This window comes from Paenarthrobacter sp. PPS72 (assembly GCF_048537125.1).
Classification (GTDB): Bacteria; Actinomycetota; Actinomycetes; order Actinomycetales; family Micrococcaceae; genus Arthrobacter; species Arthrobacter nitroguajacolicus_E.
The window spans coordinates 59,238-76,171 of the sequence record NZ_JBLYIE010000003.1; the positions used below are offsets into that span (position 1 = coordinate 59,238).

Below are 16,934 nucleotides of genomic sequence, written 5' to 3' on the forward strand. Positions count from 1 at the left end.
ACTACGCAGAAGGGACAGGCAAGGCAGAGTGCACCGGGGCTGGCGTCAGCTAGTTCAGGGCCGGAGTGTCAGTGGGGACTACGCCTGAGCCGTAAAGGCCCGAGGCAAGATCCCGGAGGGCACGCAAAGCCACCCGCTGGGTGAAGGGGCCATAGGAAACACGGGCCACACCAAGTTCCTGAAGCTCGGCCGCCGGGAGGGCGCCTGGTGCGCCGATCACGGAGAGCTTTCCGTGACCAAGGCCCTCAACCAGCGGCTCGATTACTTCACGCGTCATGGCGCCCGGGACGAACACCAGCGAAGCACCGGCGTCGAGGAAAGCACGTCCCCTGGCGATGGCATCCTCGATGCTCTCCTTGACGGGACGGTCCCCACCGCGGGCAATAGCGTCAGTGCGGGCGTTGAGCTGGAACGCGACGCCTTCGTCCGTGGCGGCCGAAATGATCGCCTGCACGCGGGCAACGGCCTCGTCGAAGGGCCGCAAGCGGTCTTCAACATTTGCCCCGACCACGCCGATCCCGATTGCCCTGCGGATGGTCTCTGCCGGGTTTTCGTAGCCATCGTCCAGGTCCGCAGTGACCGGGTGGTCCACCGCGTCGACGATTCGCTTGACCCCATCCAGCGCAACGTCCAACGGCATGGTTCCGTCGGCATAGCCAAAGGCTGCGGCAATGGAATGCCCGGCAGTGGCGATTGCCTTGGTTTCAGGAAGTTCTGCCACCGTGCGGGCACTAATGGCATCCCACACATTAACCACACTGAGGATCTCCGGTGCTTCATGCAGGGCCTTCAGCTGTTGCGCACGTGCAGTGGTGTTTGCTTCAGTCATCGTTGTTCTCCGTCATCGTTGTCCGTCATGCTCTCACTTGCCACCCACAGCCTAGGCATAACGCCACACAACGCGATACCAAGGGCTCGCGGACACGGAACGCCCCACCCTTGACGCGTGACTTTCGAGCGACAACTCCCGGTCCTGGAGCAGGGTGCCCATGCCCGACACAATGCGTCGTATGTCCGTGTACTACGGCCGCAGCGGAATTTCCACGGCGGCTGCGCCCACAACCCGGTTACGTCCCTGGGCTTTGGCGCTGTAAAGCGCGGCGTCTGCCACATTGATCATGAAATTCAGGTCGGCAGCCTCCGCCCCGGTGGACGTGACTCCGTAGCTGACCGTTGGATAGGGCAAACCATCCGGATCTGCCATGGCGGCCATACGGTGGCTGATCCCGGCGGCGATGGCTTCGGCCCGCTGTTGCGTCGCTCCCGGTAGGAAGATGATGAATTCTTCTCCGCCGTAACGCGCCACAAGGTCGGTTGACCTGACCGAGGCGGTGCAGGCCGTGGCAAAGGCACGTAGCGCAGCGTCACCGGCTGCATGTCCGTGTTCATCATTGACGGCTTTGAAATAGTCGAGGTCGGCCAGGATCAAGGCCGCACCCTGCCGGGAGGCCGGCCCTGCAAGTTCCTTTGCCGCGAGGCCCAGGAAGGCACCCCTGTTAAGCAGCCCGGTCAGATGATCCCGTTCGGCGCGCTCCCTCAATTTTGTGATCAGGTGGCTATTGCTGAGTGCGTTCATGGTGAAGGACAGCGCCACCAGGAAAAGGACGTGGATCAGGGCTGCGGGGGCATAGCCGAATAATGTCCGAAATGAAGTCCCGTCCGATCCTTCCAGCGCAAGCGCGATTGCCCGGCCCAGGTAATACAGGGACGTAAGGGCGGCGATGAGGGCCAGAAACTTCGTTACCCGGTTCTGCATCGTTTTTGCGAACCACAGTTCTCCAGCAGCCATGGCAAGGCCCGCCGCAGTGATGCCCAGATAAGCCAAGCCGCCGGACCACAGGCCGGATTCCGCATTGTCCGCCACAGATGCAAGGCCGGTGATCAGCGGTGCCGGCGCCAACTGCCAAGCGCGGACGTCCAGGCCTCGAAGTGTTCGTGCTCCTGCCCATACTCTGAATGCTCCGGCCACCACCAGTGCCTTGCCGATCGGATTGACCCACGCCAGAAAAGAGGTTTCGTTCAGCAGGAAGGCACAATTTCCGGCAAAGAAGAGGCACAGGGCCAGCCGCCACCAACCGGTGAACGGAGACCGGAGGCGTCGGGAGGAGACGCAGGAGAGGAGTATCAGGGTTAGGGTGACCACCCCGGTGACCATCCTTACGGAGAACGGGTCCAGGACTATGGCTCCCTCTTGCAAAGTGACTGCAATCATGGCTCGGACCCGCTACCGGCCGACCACCACGGAATCTCCCTTTGTTGGCCTCATGGCTCTTTGACCTCGCAAAACATGTAATCCCCCAATAAGTTGCACGGTCCTCTGACCGCCTTTTGACCGCAAAACCACAGTCAAGCACGTTTTCTCCGGCCAGTGGACCACGGTCGCCACATCGACGCGAAAAGTTTTTTCGATTTTCGCGTCACGATCTGGAGTTTGGCCGCACTGTATCCGTAAGGATCATTCTTGCGCTGAATCTGGGCTATCCACATAGGCACAAAAAATCGTTGCCACCCACACGGCCTGGTGGTTCGATGGGGACCATGGCTACCGCAGAGAGTTACGTCATCGCGATCGGGACAAAGAAGGGCCTGTGGCTTGCAAGCAGCCCGGACCGCAAAGAATGGTCCCTCTCCGGCCCGCACTTCCTGATGAGTGAAATCCCCAGCATCGGGATAGACACGCGGGACGGCAAAACACGGATCATGGTGGGCGTGAGATCCGAGCATTGGGGTCCCACTGTGGCCCACTCCGACGACCTTGGCGCCACTTGGACCGAGCCCGAGCAAGGTGCCATCAAGTTCCCCGACGGTACTGACGCCGCCTTGGAGCGCGTCTGGCAGATATACCCCGACGCCGATTCCCGCCCGGGCGTCGTCTGGGCGGGTTGCGAGCCGATTTCAGTATGGAAATCAACCGACGGCGGTGAGCACTTTGAGCTGAACCGGGGACTCTGGGACCACCCCCACCGCAGCGAGTGGGGCGCCGGCTACGGTGGAGCGGCGGCGCACTCGATTGTGGTGGACTCGTCCGGGGAGAAAGTCCACATCGCCATGAGCACGGGCGGTGTTTACAGATCCCTCGACGGCGGTGCCTCCTGGGAGCCCCGCAACAAAGGCATCTCGGCCTACTTCATGCCGGATCCGAATCCCGAGTTCGGCCAGTGCGTCCACAAGATCGCGGCCGATGCCGCCGTGGAGAATCGTTTGTACGCGCAAAACCATCACGGCGTGTACCGCACGGACGATGCCGGCGAGAACTGGAACTCAATCGCGGACGGCTTGCCGGCTGACTTTGGTTTCGTCATGCTGACTCATCCGCGCCGGGAGGGCACGGCATGGGTGATCCCGTTGAAGGCTGACGGTGAACGCATCCCCCCGGACAGCAAGCTCAGTGTCCACCGCACGGACAACGCCGGCGGAACGTGGACGGAACTGCACACGGGTCTCCCGGATCACGAATATAACGCCGTGCTCCGGGACGCCGCGTGTGTCGACGCAGCCGAACCCGCCGGTGTGTACTTCGGAACGCGCGGGGGCGCCGTGTATGCCAGCGCTAATGAGGGTGAGACCTTCACGGAAGTGGCATCACACTTGCCGGACGTGCTGTGCGTAAGGGCCGCCGTCGTGGTTGATGACCGCGGCGAGTTGGCACAAAAAGCCAGCGCCACGACGCAAGGGTAGGCCGGTCGTGGCTGACTTCACGGTCCTGTTACCAGGTGTCCTCCAGCCCCTCGTCGGCGGACAGTCCTACCTGACTGCGTCCGCCGACGGGGCTGTGACCGTTGGACAGTTGCTGGACTCCGTGACCGGAGATTATCCGGTGCTCGCCAGGCGTTTGCGTGATGAAACCGGGGCCCTGCGCCGCTACGTGAATATTTACGTGAACGGTGATGAGATCCGGCGTGTGAAAGGTCTTGATACGGAAGTTGCGGCCGGCCAGGAGGTTTTGATCATCCAGTCCGTGGCTGGCGGCTGAGAGCGGTTTGGGGTCAAGCCGGATCAGGCGACGCGCCAAACACTGCATTCGTCGGTATTGATGGCTTTGCGCATACCGGAGGCGTGGTCCATGATCCACACCACGCCGATTCCGGGGGCTGTTTCCTGGACGCGTCCGCGGCGGATCACTACGTCGTCGTAAGCGGGCCCGACGGACAGGCGGGCTTCGATCTCGTCCCCGCGGTGGAGCTGGCTGATCGTGCGTATTCGTGTTGTGTGAGTGGTGGCTTCCTTCAGCATGGTTTCCTCCTGGCTGGAGCTGGTGCCTGCACTTGCCGGCTATTCCAGTGTGGCGCGGCAATGTTGCCACGGTATTTCGGCCTGGTTAGGGTCCCGTTAGCATTCCGGGTTGGTTGGGTTTCCGCCTCGGCAGCCCCGCCTGCCGGGCTCGCTGCCTACCCGGTTGTAGCCTGATCTCGGTTGTTGAGTCTCACAGCAACCGCAGGCTCCGTCCCCGGGGAGATCGAATGGGTGCGTTACGGCGAACAATCGCGTTGTCCACAGGCTTGGTGGTATTTGCTACCGGCCTGTTTTTTGTACAGACCCCCGCGACGGCCGTGCCGTTGCCCGGGCCGGATAACCCAAATGTCCAGTTCGTCGAGGGGACGCCGCACTCGGAGCATACGTTCGAGAATCCCCCCGAGCTCGCCACGCCGTTTAACACCTCTCCCGACACCGGCCCGGCAGCTGTGGGACCCAGCGGCGACATCCGCGTCAGGTTGGTCACGGCCAAGCTGGCGGACAACACCAACACGGTGTCCATGACGGGCGCGGAACAGGCTGTTGCTGCATCGAGCAATTACTGGAAAGCGATGACGGCCAACAAACTGTCCATGACGGTAAATACCAAGGTGGCCGGGCACCAATCCAGGGCCAAGTCAACGGATAGCTACAGCACCATCATGTCCATCATCACCAGTGAGCTGAATTGGACGGCAAGCCCTTACACGGCGCTGGTAATTTTCATTCCGACATCCACCCTGTCCGGAAACGCACTCGGAGCCGGATACAGCAGTGGAAGTTACAGTGGACGAGTCCTCCTGCCACAGCTCAGCGGGTTCACGAACAACGTGATGAGCCACGAGTTCGGGCATGTCATTGGCCTCATGCATGCGGACGCGTTGCAATGTGGCAGTGGAGCGTCCGACGTCGGCGTTGACGGCAACGGGCGTTTCACGGATCCTTCCTGCTACATCCGGGAGTACGGCGACACCACGGACATCATGGGCGCAGCCCAATTCCAATCTCCCGTGATCAGCAGCTCGCTGTGGGATTACGCGGGGTTGGGCCGCGGTGATGAGATTCGTGACGTGGGCGTCGCAACCGGCGCCAAGACGTACACGCTCAAACCCTGGGGCGGCACCGAAGCCCAACGTGCCATCAAGTTCACCGATCCCATCAGTAAAGAGGTCTATTACCTGGAGCTGAGGCAGGCCGCCGGCTATGACAGCTACCTTGACGACTCGGGCGGGCCAGCCGGAAACCGGGGCGTCAAAATCGTTCAGCGTGGTGGAGCCACCATCGCATCGTCCCTGATCCTCATGCCGTCCACCAAGCCGTTCCCGGAACCGTGGTACGCCAGCAACCACGCATGGCAGGCCGGCAGCACTTTCACCACCTATACCGGCACGCAGGTGACTATCAATTCGGTGTCCACCACATCGGCGTCGGTCACTATCTTTGCCGATCCCAAACTCACGGCAAAGGTCCGCTTCTCGGCGGGCGACTTCGACGGCGACAGGCTCGCCGATGCCTTCTCCCGCGAGGCTGACGGTTCCCTGATGTTCTACGCAGGCCTGCCCGGCAACAGGCTTGATAATCCCCGAAAGATCGGCTCGGGGTGGAACATCTTCGACGCCATCACCGGGATCGCGGACTTCGACGGCGATGGTCGAGGCGACATCCTGGCGCGCACCAGCGACGGCGTGCTTTGGCTGTATCCCGGGGATGGAAACGGCGGCTTCCTCGCCAAAAGGCAGGTGGGTTCCGGATGGCAGGGCTTCTCGAACCTCATTGGCATGGGAGATTTCGACGGCGATGCCAGGCCCGACGTCATGGCCACCAAACCGGATGGCAGCCTGTGGCTCTACCCAAGCGATGGCCAAGGGGGTTTCCGCACATGGTCGCAGGTCGGTTCGGGCTGGAACGGCTTCACCAGCATCACCTCCGACGGTTCCTTCAGCGGCGCTGGAGCCGGGCTGCTTGCAAGGGTGAGCGACGGCACCCTCTACCTCTATCCAGGCAATGGCTGGGGTGGTTTCGCGCCACGCGTTGTCGTGGGAACCGGATGGAACGCCGTGGGTGACATCGTCAGCGGGCAAGACTTCACTGGGGATACGAAGTCGGACGTCCTGACGGCGACGGCGGCGGGAACCATGCGCCTCTACCCGGGCAGCGGCTCGGGCTTCGCTGATCGCCTGGCCATTGGCGCCGGATGGAACCAGTTCAGCCAGGTGTGGGAAGCGGGAGACTTCGACGGCGATGCTGTGGCGGACATCCTCGCGCGCGGCACCGACGGCATCCTGTGGCTCTATCCCGGCAATGGTTCCGGCGCTTTCCTTCCGCGGGTGCAGGTGGGCTCGGGCTGGGCAGCGTTCAATTCGGTTCTCAGTGCCGGCGATTTCGACGGCGATGGGCACCCGGATCTTGTGGCGCGGACCTCCGACGGGGTTCTGTGGCTGTATCCCACGGACGGGCGTGGCCAATTCCTGGCCCGCAAGCAGATCGGCTTGGGTTGGCAAGGATTTACTCAACTGCTCGCACCGGGTGACTTCTCCGGCGACGGCAAGGCAGACCTGGTGGCACGGGCAGCTGATGGGAGCTTGTGGCTGTACCCCGGCAACGGCACTGGCGGCTTCCAGCCATGGCGGCAGATCGGTACCGGCTGGAACATCTTCAATTCCGTGATGCAGGGCGGCGACTTTAACGGCGATGGCAGGGAAGACATCATGGCCCGCGGAACCGACGGCGCACTGTGGCTCTACCCGGGCAACGGCAGCGGCGGCTTCTTGAGCAGGGTGGCCATGGGGGCCGGCTGGAACATATTTACGTCCTTCGCTGCCCTTGGAAACGGCTTTACGGGAACGGGCAACCCTTCCGTGGTGGGCGTGGCGGGTGACGGGACCCTGTTCCTCTATACAGGCAATGGCCGGGGGGCTTTCCAAACCGTGGTGGTGGACCCGCGGTAGGACATGTCGGAGGTAGCGACGTTCCTCCCCGGTTGCCTCCCCCTGGCTCTGCGCGAGAGCAGCGAAATGCCCGGCATGTCAGGTGACGTGCCGGGCATTTCGGCGCTCCAGGCCAGGCAACTGGGCAGGAGCGTCGGGCTTAGGCGTGCTGGGCTGGCTTGTGCAGGCCGAGTTCGCTGGTGGGAGTCTTGGCTGATTCGCGGGCGGTCATGGCAGAAACTGCTGCGATCACGCAGATCACCGCGGTGAAGATTGAAATCTGCACCCATCCGCCGGGCTTGGTGCCACCCAAGGCCGTGACGATGGCCGGTGCGAAGCCCGCCATGAGGAAGCCCAGCTGGGTGCCGATTGCCAAGCCGGAGAAGCGGACCTTGGTGCTGAACATTTCACCGTAGAAGGACGGCCATACGGCGTTGGCGGAGGCGTAGCCGAAGGAGAAGAACACTATGGAGACCAGGAACATCAGCGGCACGTTGCCACCTTCGAGGGTCAGCAGGAACACAGGGGTCATGATGGCGCTGGAGAAGGCTCCGTAGATGAACACGGGCTTGCGGCCGATCTTGTCCGAGAGCATGCCGAACAGCGGCTGGGTTCCCAAGGCCACAACGTTGGCCGCAACCACCAGCCAGAGTGTGATGGTGCTGTTGACTCCGGCAACATCCTGGGCGTACTTGATGGCCAGGGTTCCAAAGACCGTGCTGACTGCGGCGATGAAGGCGCAGCAGACGACGCGGAGGACATCGCGCCAGTGCAGCCTCAAGAGATCGGCGACGGGGAGCTTGGAGATTTCATTGTTCTTTTTGGCTTCGGCGAAGGCTGGCGGCTCGTGGAGGGTGCGGCGGATGAAGAAGGCTACCAACACCACCACTGCGCTGAGCCAGAACGGAATGCGCCAGCCGATGCCGTATTTGATGTCGTCGGGCAGGGCGACCACGGGGATGAACACCAATGCAGCGAGGATCTGGCCGCCTTGGGTGCCGGTAAGGGTCCAGGAGGTGAAGAAGGAACGGCGGTTGTCCGGGGCGTGCTCAAGGGTCATGGAGGAAGCGCCGGCCTGCTCGCCGGCCGCAGAAAGACCCTGGCAAAGACGGGCAACTACCAGCAGGATGGGCGCCCACCAGCCAATGGTTTTGAAGTCGGGAAGGCAGCCGATCACGAACGTGGCGGCTCCCATGAGGACCAGCGTGAACATCAGGACCTTCTGCCGGCCAATTCGGTCGCCGAAGTGACCCAGGATCACGGCGCCCACGGGACGTGCGATGTAAGCGAAACCAAAGGTCGCGAAGGACATGATGGCCGCGTTGGCATCGGCGGAGGGGAAGAAAACGTGGGGGAAGATCAGGGCCGCGGCAGAGCCGAAGATGAAGAAGTCGTAGTACTCGACGGCGCTGCCAAGGAAGCTGGCAAGCGCTGCTTTCTTGGGGGTTCCGGCGGTGGTTTCAGTGCCTGGCGTCGCTGACGGCATTGTTTGGCTCATGGGTAGTTCCTTCTGTGACGACGATGTCGCGGATCTGGCTTCTGTGGGGAGACCCAAGCGAGGTGCGGCCGGTCGATCCCAGACAAGTAACCACATGGTGAGAGCTACTTGTGCAATACAGCAATACTGGCTGTGAGTGGGGTCACTTGTCAAGAGAAGTCACCACCATCTAGAAATAGCTCTCACTATGTGAGAGCATCAAACTATGAGTGTGAAAGAAGACACAAAGACCGACATGGTCGGCAAGGCCTTGAGCCTGTTGGTTCTGCTGGGCAATGAACCCCGCGGCGCGAGTGCGGCCGATCTGGCGAGGAGTGCGAACCTCCCCTTCAGCACCACGTACAGGCTGCTGGGCTCCCTGACGCGCGACGGATTTGTTGACTATGAGCCCGATGGGCGCCGCTACCACTTGGGGTTGCGCGTCTTCCAACTCGGACAGCGTGTTTCCAACCATCATGGCTTCGCCGCCACCGCCCTGCCGGTTCTCCAGCGCGTCACCGAGAGTACGCATGAGGCCACCATCCTGTCTGTGCGCGACGGAAATCATCACCTCACCGTGAATAAGGTGGACGGCCCAAAGACCTTCCGCGTCACCAGCGACCCCGGTCACCTGGGCGCCCTGCACACCACCTCCGTAGGCAAAGCCATCGTCGCGTTCGAGGACGAGATTGAGCGGAAGCGCCTTCTTGAGGAGCTCCCCCTGGAGCCGCTGACCGAGCGTTCCATTACGGACCGGGACGCGTTCCGGGCGGAAATCGAGCAGGTGCGCCGCCAGGGTTATGCCGTGATGGACGAAGAAAACGAGATCGGGATGCGGGCTGTTGCTGTCCCGGTCCTCAACTCGCAAGGGCACGCCTTCGCTTCCGTCGCCACGGCAGTGCCGGTGTTCCGCATGAGCATGGCGGAGCTCATCGCCCATGTCCCCACCCTGCAGGAGGCCGCCGCAGAGCTTTCGGCCCGCCTGCCCCAGCGATGACTCCCCGTTGTGAGGCCCGCTATGCGCGGCAAACTCCCGGAATGCGACGCAGAGTAGGCCCAGCAACCTCGACCACCTCCGTTGTGAGGCCCGCTATGCGCGGCAAACTCCCGGAATGCGACGCAGAGTAGGCCCCGCAACGCATCGCCCTAGCTCAATTGTTCGCGATAAGAACGTGCGTGCGGAATATGAACATATGTAGTAATCTAAACAACACCCGGTCAGGCGGCGCCCTCAAAGAGCGCCAAACGCCCGCGGTGCTGAAGTCAAAGGAGCTTTAGGATGAGCAACCGAGCCGAGTCCGTTCTGGTGGGCCTCATAGGCGAAGGCGTCAAGCCCTCGCTCACGCCGCCCATGCACGAACACGAAGCCGACGTGCAGGGCGTTCGCTTGCTGTACCGCCCCCTGGACCTCCTGGAACTCGCCTTGCCGGCCGCCGCCGTCGGGGATCTCCTCACATCAGCGCAGCGCATGGGCTTCAACGGCCTCAACATCACGCATCCGTGCAAGCAGCTGGTGCTGGAGCACCTTGATGAAATTTCCGACGACGCCGCTCGCTTGGGTGCCGTCAATACGGTCCTGATTCAGGATGGTCGGTTCATCGGCCACAACACAGACTTCTCGGGTTTCGGGTCGGCGCTCGCCGACGGACTCCCCGGAGCGAAGTTGGATCGTGTGGTGCAGCTCGGGGCCGGTGGTGCCGGTTCCGCCGTCGCCTACGCACTCCTCAAGGCGGGCGTCAGCATGCTGGACCTCGTGGACATGGATCCTGCCCGGGCTGCGGAACGCGCTGCCGAACTCGGCGGGCTGTTCCCGGAAGCCACCGTCACGCCGCGGAGTACCGTCGAACTCCACGAAATCCTGCCGCTCGCGGACGGCCTGGTGCACTGCACGCCAATCGGCATGGCGGCCCACCCTGGCCTTCCGCTGGATATCGAGTTGCTGGAGCCACGGCACTGGGTAGCGGACATCGTGTACAGGCCCATCGAAACGCAGCTGGTCCGCCAAGCGCGTGCCAAGGGCTGCGACGTCCTCGACGGCGGTCGCATGGCGGTCGGGCAGGCGGCCGACGCTTTCAAACTCATCACAGGACACGAAGCTGATCGTGAACGGATGCGGGCACATTTTCTCGAGCTGATCGCGGCTGAGGATGCAGCGGCCCCCGAGCTTGCGAAGGCGGGCCACTGATGCGCACCGGAATTGCCACGGTCTGCCTGTCCGGCACGCTGAAGGAGAAGATGCAGGCCTGCGCCATCGCGGGTTTTGACGGCATCGAGATCTTTGAACAGGACCTCGTCACGTCGCCGCTCAGCCCCGAGGAAGTCCGCAAGATGGCCGCTGATCTCGGCTTGGGCCTTGATCTCTACCAACCGTTCCGTGATTTCGACGGCGTCACTCCGGAGCTGCTGAAGGCCAATCTCAAGCGGGCCGAGGCCAAGTTCAACCTGATGGAACGACTCGGCATGGACACCATACTGGTCTGCTCCAACGTTGCCACGGCCACCATTGATGATGACGACCTAAGGGCCGCGCAGCTGGCCGAACTGGCGAAGCTTGCCGGAGACCACGGCGTCAAAGTGGCCTACGAAGCACTGGCCTGGGGCAAATACGTCAATGACTACGAGCACGCTTACCGCCTGGTCGAGGCCGTGGACCACCCGAACCTGGGGACCTGCCTGGACTCGTTCCACATCCTGTCCCGCGATTGGGACACCGCGCCGATCGAGGACATCAACGCGGAGAAGATCTTCTTCGTCCAAGTTGCCGACGCCCCCAAACTCTCCATGGACGTCCTCTCCTGGAGCCGCCACTACCGCGTGTTCCCGGGCGAGGGACAGTTCGAGCTCCACAAGTTCATGGGCCACGTGGTCCGTGCCGGCTACACAGGTCCGGTCTCCCTCGAAGTCTTCAATGACGTCTTCCGCCAGTCGGACACCGAGCGCACGGCCATTGATGCCATGCGCTCCCTGATTTGGCTGGAGGAGCAGAGCGCCACATGGCTGGCCAGCACCTCCGCCGAAGCTGGAACCGAAGCATCAGCCGCAGTCCGCCGTCGTTATCCCATGGAACTGGCCACGCTGCCCAAGGTGAACGAACCCGCGGGCTTCAACTTCGCCGAGGTCAAGGCGGATGACACCGCGCAACTGGAGAAGCTCCTGGGCCAGCTCGGCTTCGGGTTCGAGGGCCGGCACCGCACCAAGGACGTCCAGCTCTGGACCATGGGCCAGGCCCGCGTGATCATCAACGAGCAAGCGGCATCGCATGCGGAACCGGCCATCGCCGCGTTGGGATTCGACGTCGACTCGCCCGTGATTGCCTCGGCCCGCGCCCAGCAACTCAGGGCACCCGTGGTGGCCCGGAAGGTCCAGGCGGATGAGGAAGTCTTCCAGGGCATCTCCGCCCCGGACTCCACTGAGATCTTCCTGTGCCAAGGCAGCCCCGACGGCACCGCGGCCTGGACGCACGAGTTCGGCGAAGGCTCGGAACCCTCCCCGGCCCAGCGGAACGCCGTGATTGACCACGTCAACCTGGCTCAGCCATGGCAGCACTTCGATGAAGCTGTCCTCTTCTACACCAGTGCCCTCGCTCTGGAGCCGCAGCCGTTCGCCGAGGTCCCGAGCCCCAGCGGCCTGGTCCGCTCGCAGGTCATGGAGACCAGCAATGGCGCGGTCAGGCTGGTCCTGAACCTGGCACCTGCTCAGCAAGCCCAGGAAACAGCGCGCAAAACGTATCAGGAACACATCGCCTTTGCCGTGGACGACCTCGTGGCTACCGCCCGGGCCGCCCATCAAAGGGGCCTCGAGTTCCTGCAGATTCCGGCCAACTATTACGAGGACCTGGACGCCCGGTTCGATCTGGAACCCGGTTTCCTGGCCACCCTCAAGGAACTGAACCTCCTGTACGACCGGGACGCCAACGGCGAATTCCTCCACTTCTACACCGCCACCGTGGGCAGTGTGTTCTTCGAAATGGTGGAACGCCGGGGCAACTACGACGGCTATGGGGCGCCCAACGCTCCGGTGCGCCACGCCGTCCAATACGACTCGCTCCACCGCGTTTAAGACGCCGCCCCGCAAACCAAAGAGAACCCATCAACCGAAAGGAGCCGGCCGTGCCACACGAACAGACAGCACAGGCGCTCGAATCCGAGGAACTCGTGCCGCCCGCTGAACCACACGCCGCACATCAAGCCAAAAAGGTGGAAACCCAGGCGGATCTCAGTGCTGAGATCAAGGGCATCGGGGACCGTTACGCCGAGGCCCTGAAGAACGGCAAGGGTCCGGAGACCATGCCGCGCCTGGACTACGCGCCGTACCGCAGCAGCATCCTGCGCCACCCCACCAAGAGCCTGCACCACGCGGACCCGGAAACCATCGAGCTCTACTCGCCCGCCTTCGGACACCAGGACGTCCACGCACTGGAGTCCGACCTCACCATCCAGCACAACGGCGAACCACAGGGTGAGCGCATCATCGTTGCCGGCCGGGTCCTTGATGGCGACGGCCGCCCGGTAGCCGGCCAGCTCGTCGAAATCTGGCAAGCCAACGCATCGGGCCGCTACATCCACAAGCGCGACCAGCACCCCGCCCCGTTGGACCCGAATTTCACCGGCGTCGGCCGTTGCATCACCGGTGACGGCGGTTCCTACAGCTTCACCACCATCAAACCCGGCGCCTACCCGTGGAAGAACCACCTGAACGCCTGGCGTCCGGCGCACATCCACTTCTCCATGTTCGGCTCGGAGTTCACGCAGCGCATCGTCACCCAAATGTACTTCCCGGGTGACCAGCTCTTCCCGCTGGACCCCATCTACCAGTCGATCGTGGACCAGGACGCCCGCGACCGCCTCGTGGCACAGTACGACCACGAGCTCACCAGCCCCGAATGGGCGCTCGGCTACAAGTGGGACATCATCCTGACCGGTTCCAAGCGGACCTGGACCGAAAACGAAGCATACGGCGACGCCGGGGACGAGGAGTAAGCGCATGAGCAAGCTGGCACCCACACCGGGCCAAACCGTAGGCCCCTTCTACGGCTACGCACTTCCCTTCACCAAGGACAACGAACTCTTGGCCCCCGGCAGCCCCGGCAGCATCCGCCTCCAGGGCACCGTGTACGACGGCGCCGGCAACACCATCCCCGACGCCATCCTGGAGATCTGGCAGCCCGACTCCGACGGCAGAATCGTCCAGCGCACCGGCTCCCTGGTCCGCGACGGCTACACCTTCACCGGCTGGGGCCGCGGCTCTGTGGGCAACTCCGGCGTGTACACCTTCACCACGGTCAACCCCGGTCCCACGGCTCCCGGGGCAGCGGCGTTCATCTCCGTGGCCGTGTTTGCCCGCGGCCTCATGAACCGCCTCTTCACCCGCGTCTACCTCCCCGAAAACGAGGAAGCGCTGGCCAACGATCCCCTGCTCAGCTCCCTGGATCCTGAGCGCCGCAAGACGCTGATCGCACGCCGTGATCCCGACGGCGGCCTCACCTGGGACATCCGCCTGCAGGGTGGCGACGAGACTGTGTTCCTGGACTTCCAGCAGGATGGCTCGCTGGAAACAAGTGTCAACGCGGACCATTCTGCAAGGGAAAACCAGGCATGACCTACGGCGACTTCGGCCTCCTCAGCCCCGTCTCGGCGTCGTCCGCTGTCGCCGCCCTGACCGGCGACCGTGCCGTGATCGCGGCAATCCTCCACGTCGAAGCCTCCTGGGCTGCCGTCCTCGAGGATGAGGGACTGGTTCCTGCGGGATCCGCCGCTGTAGTGGCCGAAGCCGCCGATGCCGCTTCCTATGACGTCGTTTCCGTAGCGGAACGCGCCCAAGGCGGCGGTAACCCGGTCATTCCGTTGCTCGGTGACCTCCGTGCCCGGGTCAAGTCCTTGGACACCTCCGGCGTCGGCGCGGCTAAAGCTGTCCACACCTCGCTGACCAGCCAGGACGTCCTCGACTCCGCCCTCATGCTTCTCGCCAGCCGCACCATTTCTTCGTTGCTGACAGAGGTTAAGGGCACGACGACGGCGCTCGCCACCTTGGCGGGGGAGCATGCGGAGACGCTGTGCGTTGGCAGGAGCCTGACGCAGCACGCACTTCCGTACACGTTCGGGCTCAGGGCGGCGCAGTGGTTCCAGGGTGTCGCCGCTGCGGCCGCTCGATTGGAGTCGCTGGAGCTGCCGGTTCAGTTCGGCGGAGCGGGTGGAACGTTGGCTTCGGGGACAAAACTGACCGCGGGCTCCGGCTCCACACCGTTTGGTCTTGCGGATTCCTTGGCCGCAAAACTTGGCCTCGCGCCCGCTCCCGCTCCTTGGCACAGCAACCGCCTGGCTGTTACGGCCTTGGGCGATGCGTTGGCGGCACTCATCGACTCCTTCGGCAAGATCGCCGCGGATTTGTTGTTCCTGAGCCGCCCGGAAGTTGCCGAACTCGGCGAACCGTTGGCCGCCGGACGTGGAGTTTCCTCGGCCATGCCGCAGAAACAGAACCCCGTACTGTCCGTGCTGATCCGCAGTGCTGCGTTGCAGGCCCCGGGTCTGGCCTCGCAACTGCACCTCGCCGCCGCCACCTTCAATGATGAGCGAGCCGACGGCGCTTGGCACTCTGAATGGCCTGCCCTCCGGCAGCTGTTGGCCCTGGCCCTCGGCGCAGCCGGACTCCTCCGCGAACTCGCCGAAGGCCTCCGCGTCTTCCCCGATGCCATGCGCCGGAATTTGGAAATCTCGGGGCCGCTGCTGCTCAGCGAAGGTGCGGTGGCCGCCGTCGCACCTCTCCTCGGTGAGGATGGAAAGCAGAAGCTGCAGGGCGTCGTCGACGAGACCCTCAAAGCGCCCGCCGCGGAGCAGTCACGTATCTACACCAAGCTCCTGCGGGAAACCGTTCCGGCGGACAAGCTCTCCGACACTGAGCTTAGGGCGCTCCTGGACCCCGCAAGCTACCTCGGCGAGGCCCAAGAGATCAGCCGCCGAATCCTCGCGGCCTATCCGGACTACGCAGGAACCGTACAGAAGGGAGCCACTCGTGGCTAAGCCAACCGTCAAGGCCGTGCTGCTCTCCCCGCAGCGCGAGCTCGGAACCAAACCGCTCCTGGTGGTGGGTCCGTCGCTGGGAACCTCCACTATTCTCTGGACCGAAACCGCGGCACTCCTGGGCGATGACTATGACGTCATCGGCTGGGACCTCCCCGGCCACGGCATCTCCCCGACGGTCACGGAAGGTTTCGACGTCGCGGAACTGGCGGACGCCGTCGTGGATCTTGTCGACTCTGTTTCGCCGGGCGGAAAGTTCCACTACGCGGGCGTCTCACTCGGTGGGGCTACCGGGCTGCAGCTCGGTATCAAGCACGGACACCGCCTTCGTAGCCTGTCCGTCCAGTGCAGCGGTGCCAATCTCGGCACGCCGGAAGGCTGGCTGGAGCGTGCCGAAACGGTCCGAAAGCTGGGTACTCCCGTGATGATCCAAGGCTCGGCCGGGCGCTGGTTCGGCCCCGGTTTCATGGACCGGCAACCGGACATCAGCAGCAGGCTCCTGCATGCCCTCCGCGACGCCGACCGCTTCGGTTACGCCTTCTGCTGCGAAGCCCTCGCGGCGTTCGATGTCCGCGAGCAGCTCGGCAGCATCACTGTCCCCACGCAGGTGATCGCCGGCGTCGAGGATTCCGTTGCTCCGCCGTCGATGGCTGAAGCTGTTGCGGCCGGTATCACCGCTGGAGGCGGTGCCGCTGAGGTTGTAGCGCTCGACGGCGTCGCCCACCTCGCGCCCGCAGAGGCACCGGCCGCTGTGGCTGACTTGATGCGCACGTTGATGAAGGAGAACGGACTGTGAGCACTTTTTCTGAGCAGCATGACGCCGTACGGAATGGGGCAGTCCAGCCGGATGCCACCGCGCAGGACATTTACGACGCCGGCATGGTAGTTCGCCGCGAAGTGCTGGGCGATGCGCACGTGGACCGAGCCAACGCCGCCAAGGATTCCTTTACCGAGGATTACCAGGACATGATCACCAGGATCGCCTGGGGTGGCATTTGGACGCGGCCCGGCCTGAGCCGGCAAATGCGCTCCGCCGTCACGCTCACGGCACTGGTGGCACATGGTCACTGGGAGGAGCTGGCCATGCACATCAGGGCAGCCCTCAACAACGGACTGAGCAGGGACGAGATCAAGGAAATCCTGCTGCAGACGGCTATCTATTGCAGTGTGCCGTCGGCCAACTCGGCCTTCAAGACGGCCCAGAAGGTTTTCGCCGAGATCGACTCCCCTTCCCCCGCCAACGAACCCAACTAGTCCCCACCCCACCCAACTGACTGGCAT

15 protein-coding genes are annotated in these 16,934 nt (G+C 63.5%); 11 read left to right on the forward strand and 4 right to left on the reverse strand.

Annotation, left to right across the window (positions count from 1 at the left end; genetic code table 11):
* Nucleotides 1–49: 49 nt before the first annotated feature.
* On the reverse strand, nucleotides 50–829 hold the full coding sequence (locus tag ACLRGI_RS01065) for an isocitrate lyase/PEP mutase family protein (RefSeq protein ID WP_419199880.1): 780 nt from the start codon (nucleotides 827–829) through the stop codon (nucleotides 50–52).
* 192 nt (nucleotides 830–1,021) lie between these two features.
* Nucleotides 1,022–2,212, reverse strand: coding sequence for a GGDEF domain-containing protein (locus ACLRGI_RS01070; protein ID WP_419199881.1), 1,191 nt, complete (start codon nucleotides 2,210–2,212; stop codon nucleotides 1,022–1,024).
* A 317-nt stretch (nucleotides 2,213–2,529) separates the two neighbouring features.
* Between ACLRGI_RS01070 and ACLRGI_RS01075 the strand changes: the two genes are divergently transcribed.
* Together ACLRGI_RS01075 and ACLRGI_RS01080 are read left to right on the forward strand one after the other, a co-directional pair.
* The gene (locus ACLRGI_RS01075) at nucleotides 2,530–3,678 is read left to right on the forward strand and encodes a WD40/YVTN/BNR-like repeat-containing protein (protein WP_419199882.1); all 1,149 of its coding nucleotides are present in this window, start codon (nucleotides 2,530–2,532) and stop codon (nucleotides 3,676–3,678) included.
* Nucleotides 3,679–3,685: 7 nt separating this feature from the next.
* Nucleotides 3,686–3,973 (forward strand): MoaD/ThiS family protein, encoded by a 288-nt coding sequence (locus ACLRGI_RS01080; protein WP_017197341.1) that lies wholly within the window; start codon nucleotides 3,686–3,688, stop codon nucleotides 3,971–3,973.
* Nucleotides 3,974–3,996: 23 nt separating this feature from the next.
* Here ACLRGI_RS01080 and ACLRGI_RS01085 read toward each other — a convergent pair whose 3' ends face one another.
* A complete protein-coding gene (locus ACLRGI_RS01085) occupies nucleotides 3,997–4,233 on the reverse strand; it encodes a hypothetical protein (RefSeq protein ID WP_419199883.1) in 237 nt (78 codons plus the stop codon).
* Between the two features lie 227 nt (nucleotides 4,234–4,460).
* Between ACLRGI_RS01085 and ACLRGI_RS01090 the strand changes: the two genes are divergently transcribed.
* Nucleotides 4,461–7,181, forward strand: coding sequence for an FG-GAP repeat domain-containing protein (locus ACLRGI_RS01090; protein ID WP_419199884.1), 2,721 nt, complete (start codon nucleotides 4,461–4,463; stop codon nucleotides 7,179–7,181).
* 139 nt (nucleotides 7,182–7,320) lie between these two features.
* Here the strand turns inward: ACLRGI_RS01090 and ACLRGI_RS01095 are convergent, their stop codons facing one another.
* Nucleotides 7,321–8,658 (reverse strand): MFS transporter, encoded by a 1,338-nt coding sequence (locus ACLRGI_RS01095; protein WP_419199885.1) that lies wholly within the window; start codon nucleotides 8,656–8,658, stop codon nucleotides 7,321–7,323.
* Between the two features lie 205 nt (nucleotides 8,659–8,863).
* Between ACLRGI_RS01095 and ACLRGI_RS01100 the strand changes: the two genes are divergently transcribed.
* The 8 genes from ACLRGI_RS01100 (at nucleotide 8,864) to pcaC (ending at nucleotide 16,907) form a co-directional block, all read left to right on the forward strand.
* A complete protein-coding gene (locus tag ACLRGI_RS01100; RefSeq protein ID WP_419199886.1) occupies nucleotides 8,864–9,634 on the forward strand; it encodes an IclR family transcriptional regulator in 771 nt (256 codons plus the stop codon).
* A 282-nt stretch (nucleotides 9,635–9,916) separates the two neighbouring features.
* Complete coding sequence (locus ACLRGI_RS01105) at nucleotides 9,917–10,822, forward strand: shikimate dehydrogenase (RefSeq protein WP_419199887.1); 906 nt, start codon at nucleotides 9,917–9,919, stop codon at nucleotides 10,820–10,822.
* A complete protein-coding gene (locus ACLRGI_RS01110; protein ID WP_419199888.1) occupies nucleotides 10,822–12,696 on the forward strand; it encodes a bifunctional sugar phosphate isomerase/epimerase/4-hydroxyphenylpyruvate dioxygenase family protein in 1,875 nt (624 codons plus the stop codon). Before ACLRGI_RS01105 ends, ACLRGI_RS01110 begins: the two co-directional genes overlap by 1 nt.
* Nucleotides 12,697–12,746: 50 nt before the next feature.
* A complete protein-coding gene (gene pcaH, locus ACLRGI_RS01115; protein WP_419199889.1) occupies nucleotides 12,747–13,616 on the forward strand; it encodes a protocatechuate 3,4-dioxygenase subunit beta in 870 nt (289 codons plus the stop codon).
* Nucleotides 13,617–13,620: 4 nt separating this feature from the next.
* Complete coding sequence (pcaG, locus tag ACLRGI_RS01120) at nucleotides 13,621–14,235, forward strand: protocatechuate 3,4-dioxygenase subunit alpha (RefSeq protein ID WP_419199890.1); 615 nt, start codon at nucleotides 13,621–13,623, stop codon at nucleotides 14,233–14,235.
* Nucleotides 14,232–15,653, forward strand: a complete 1,422-nt coding sequence (locus ACLRGI_RS01125; RefSeq protein WP_419199891.1) for a lyase family protein — start codon at nucleotides 14,232–14,234, stop codon at nucleotides 15,651–15,653. Before pcaG ends, ACLRGI_RS01125 begins: the two co-directional genes overlap by 4 nt.
* Nucleotides 15,646–16,449: an alpha/beta fold hydrolase gene (locus tag ACLRGI_RS01130; RefSeq protein ID WP_419199892.1), complete on the forward strand. Its 804-nt coding sequence runs from the start codon at nucleotides 15,646–15,648 to the stop codon at nucleotides 16,447–16,449. The genes ACLRGI_RS01125 and ACLRGI_RS01130 overlap by 8 nt, the downstream gene beginning before the upstream one ends.
* Nucleotides 16,446–16,907, forward strand: coding sequence for a 4-carboxymuconolactone decarboxylase (gene pcaC, locus ACLRGI_RS01135; RefSeq protein ID WP_419199893.1), 462 nt, complete (start codon nucleotides 16,446–16,448; stop codon nucleotides 16,905–16,907). Before ACLRGI_RS01130 ends, pcaC begins: the two co-directional genes overlap by 4 nt.
* Nucleotides 16,908–16,934 lie beyond the last annotated feature (27 nt).

Bases quoted from the DNA above. Each gene is read 5' to 3' on its own strand.
- ACLRGI_RS01065 (WP_419199880.1), bottom strand. From the start codon at position 829: ATGACTGAAGCAAACACCACTGCACGTGCGCAACAGCTGAAGGCCCTG.
- ACLRGI_RS01070 (WP_419199881.1), bottom strand. From the start codon at position 2,212: ATGATTGCAGTCACTTTGCAAGAGGGAGCCATAGTCCTGGACCCGTTC.
- ACLRGI_RS01075 (WP_419199882.1), top strand. From the start codon at position 2,530: ATGGGGACCATGGCTACCGCAGAGAGTTACGTCATCGCGATCGGGACA.
- ACLRGI_RS01085 (WP_419199883.1), bottom strand. From the start codon at position 4,233: ATGCTGAAGGAAGCCACCACTCACACAACACGAATACGCACGATCAGC.
- ACLRGI_RS01090 (WP_419199884.1), top strand. From the start codon at position 4,461: ATGGGTGCGTTACGGCGAACAATCGCGTTGTCCACAGGCTTGGTGGTA.
- ACLRGI_RS01095 (WP_419199885.1), bottom strand. From the start codon at position 8,658: ATGAGCCAAACAATGCCGTCAGCGACGCCAGGCACTGAAACCACCGCC.
- ACLRGI_RS01100 (WP_419199886.1), top strand. From the start codon at position 8,864: ATGAGTGTGAAAGAAGACACAAAGACCGACATGGTCGGCAAGGCCTTG.
- ACLRGI_RS01105 (WP_419199887.1), top strand. From the start codon at position 9,917: ATGAGCAACCGAGCCGAGTCCGTTCTGGTGGGCCTCATAGGCGAAGGC.
- ACLRGI_RS01110 (WP_419199888.1), top strand. From the start codon at position 10,822: ATGCGCACCGGAATTGCCACGGTCTGCCTGTCCGGCACGCTGAAGGAG.
- pcaG (WP_419199890.1), top strand. From the start codon at position 13,621: ATGAGCAAGCTGGCACCCACACCGGGCCAAACCGTAGGCCCCTTCTAC.
- ACLRGI_RS01125 (WP_419199891.1), top strand. From the start codon at position 14,232: ATGACCTACGGCGACTTCGGCCTCCTCAGCCCCGTCTCGGCGTCGTCC.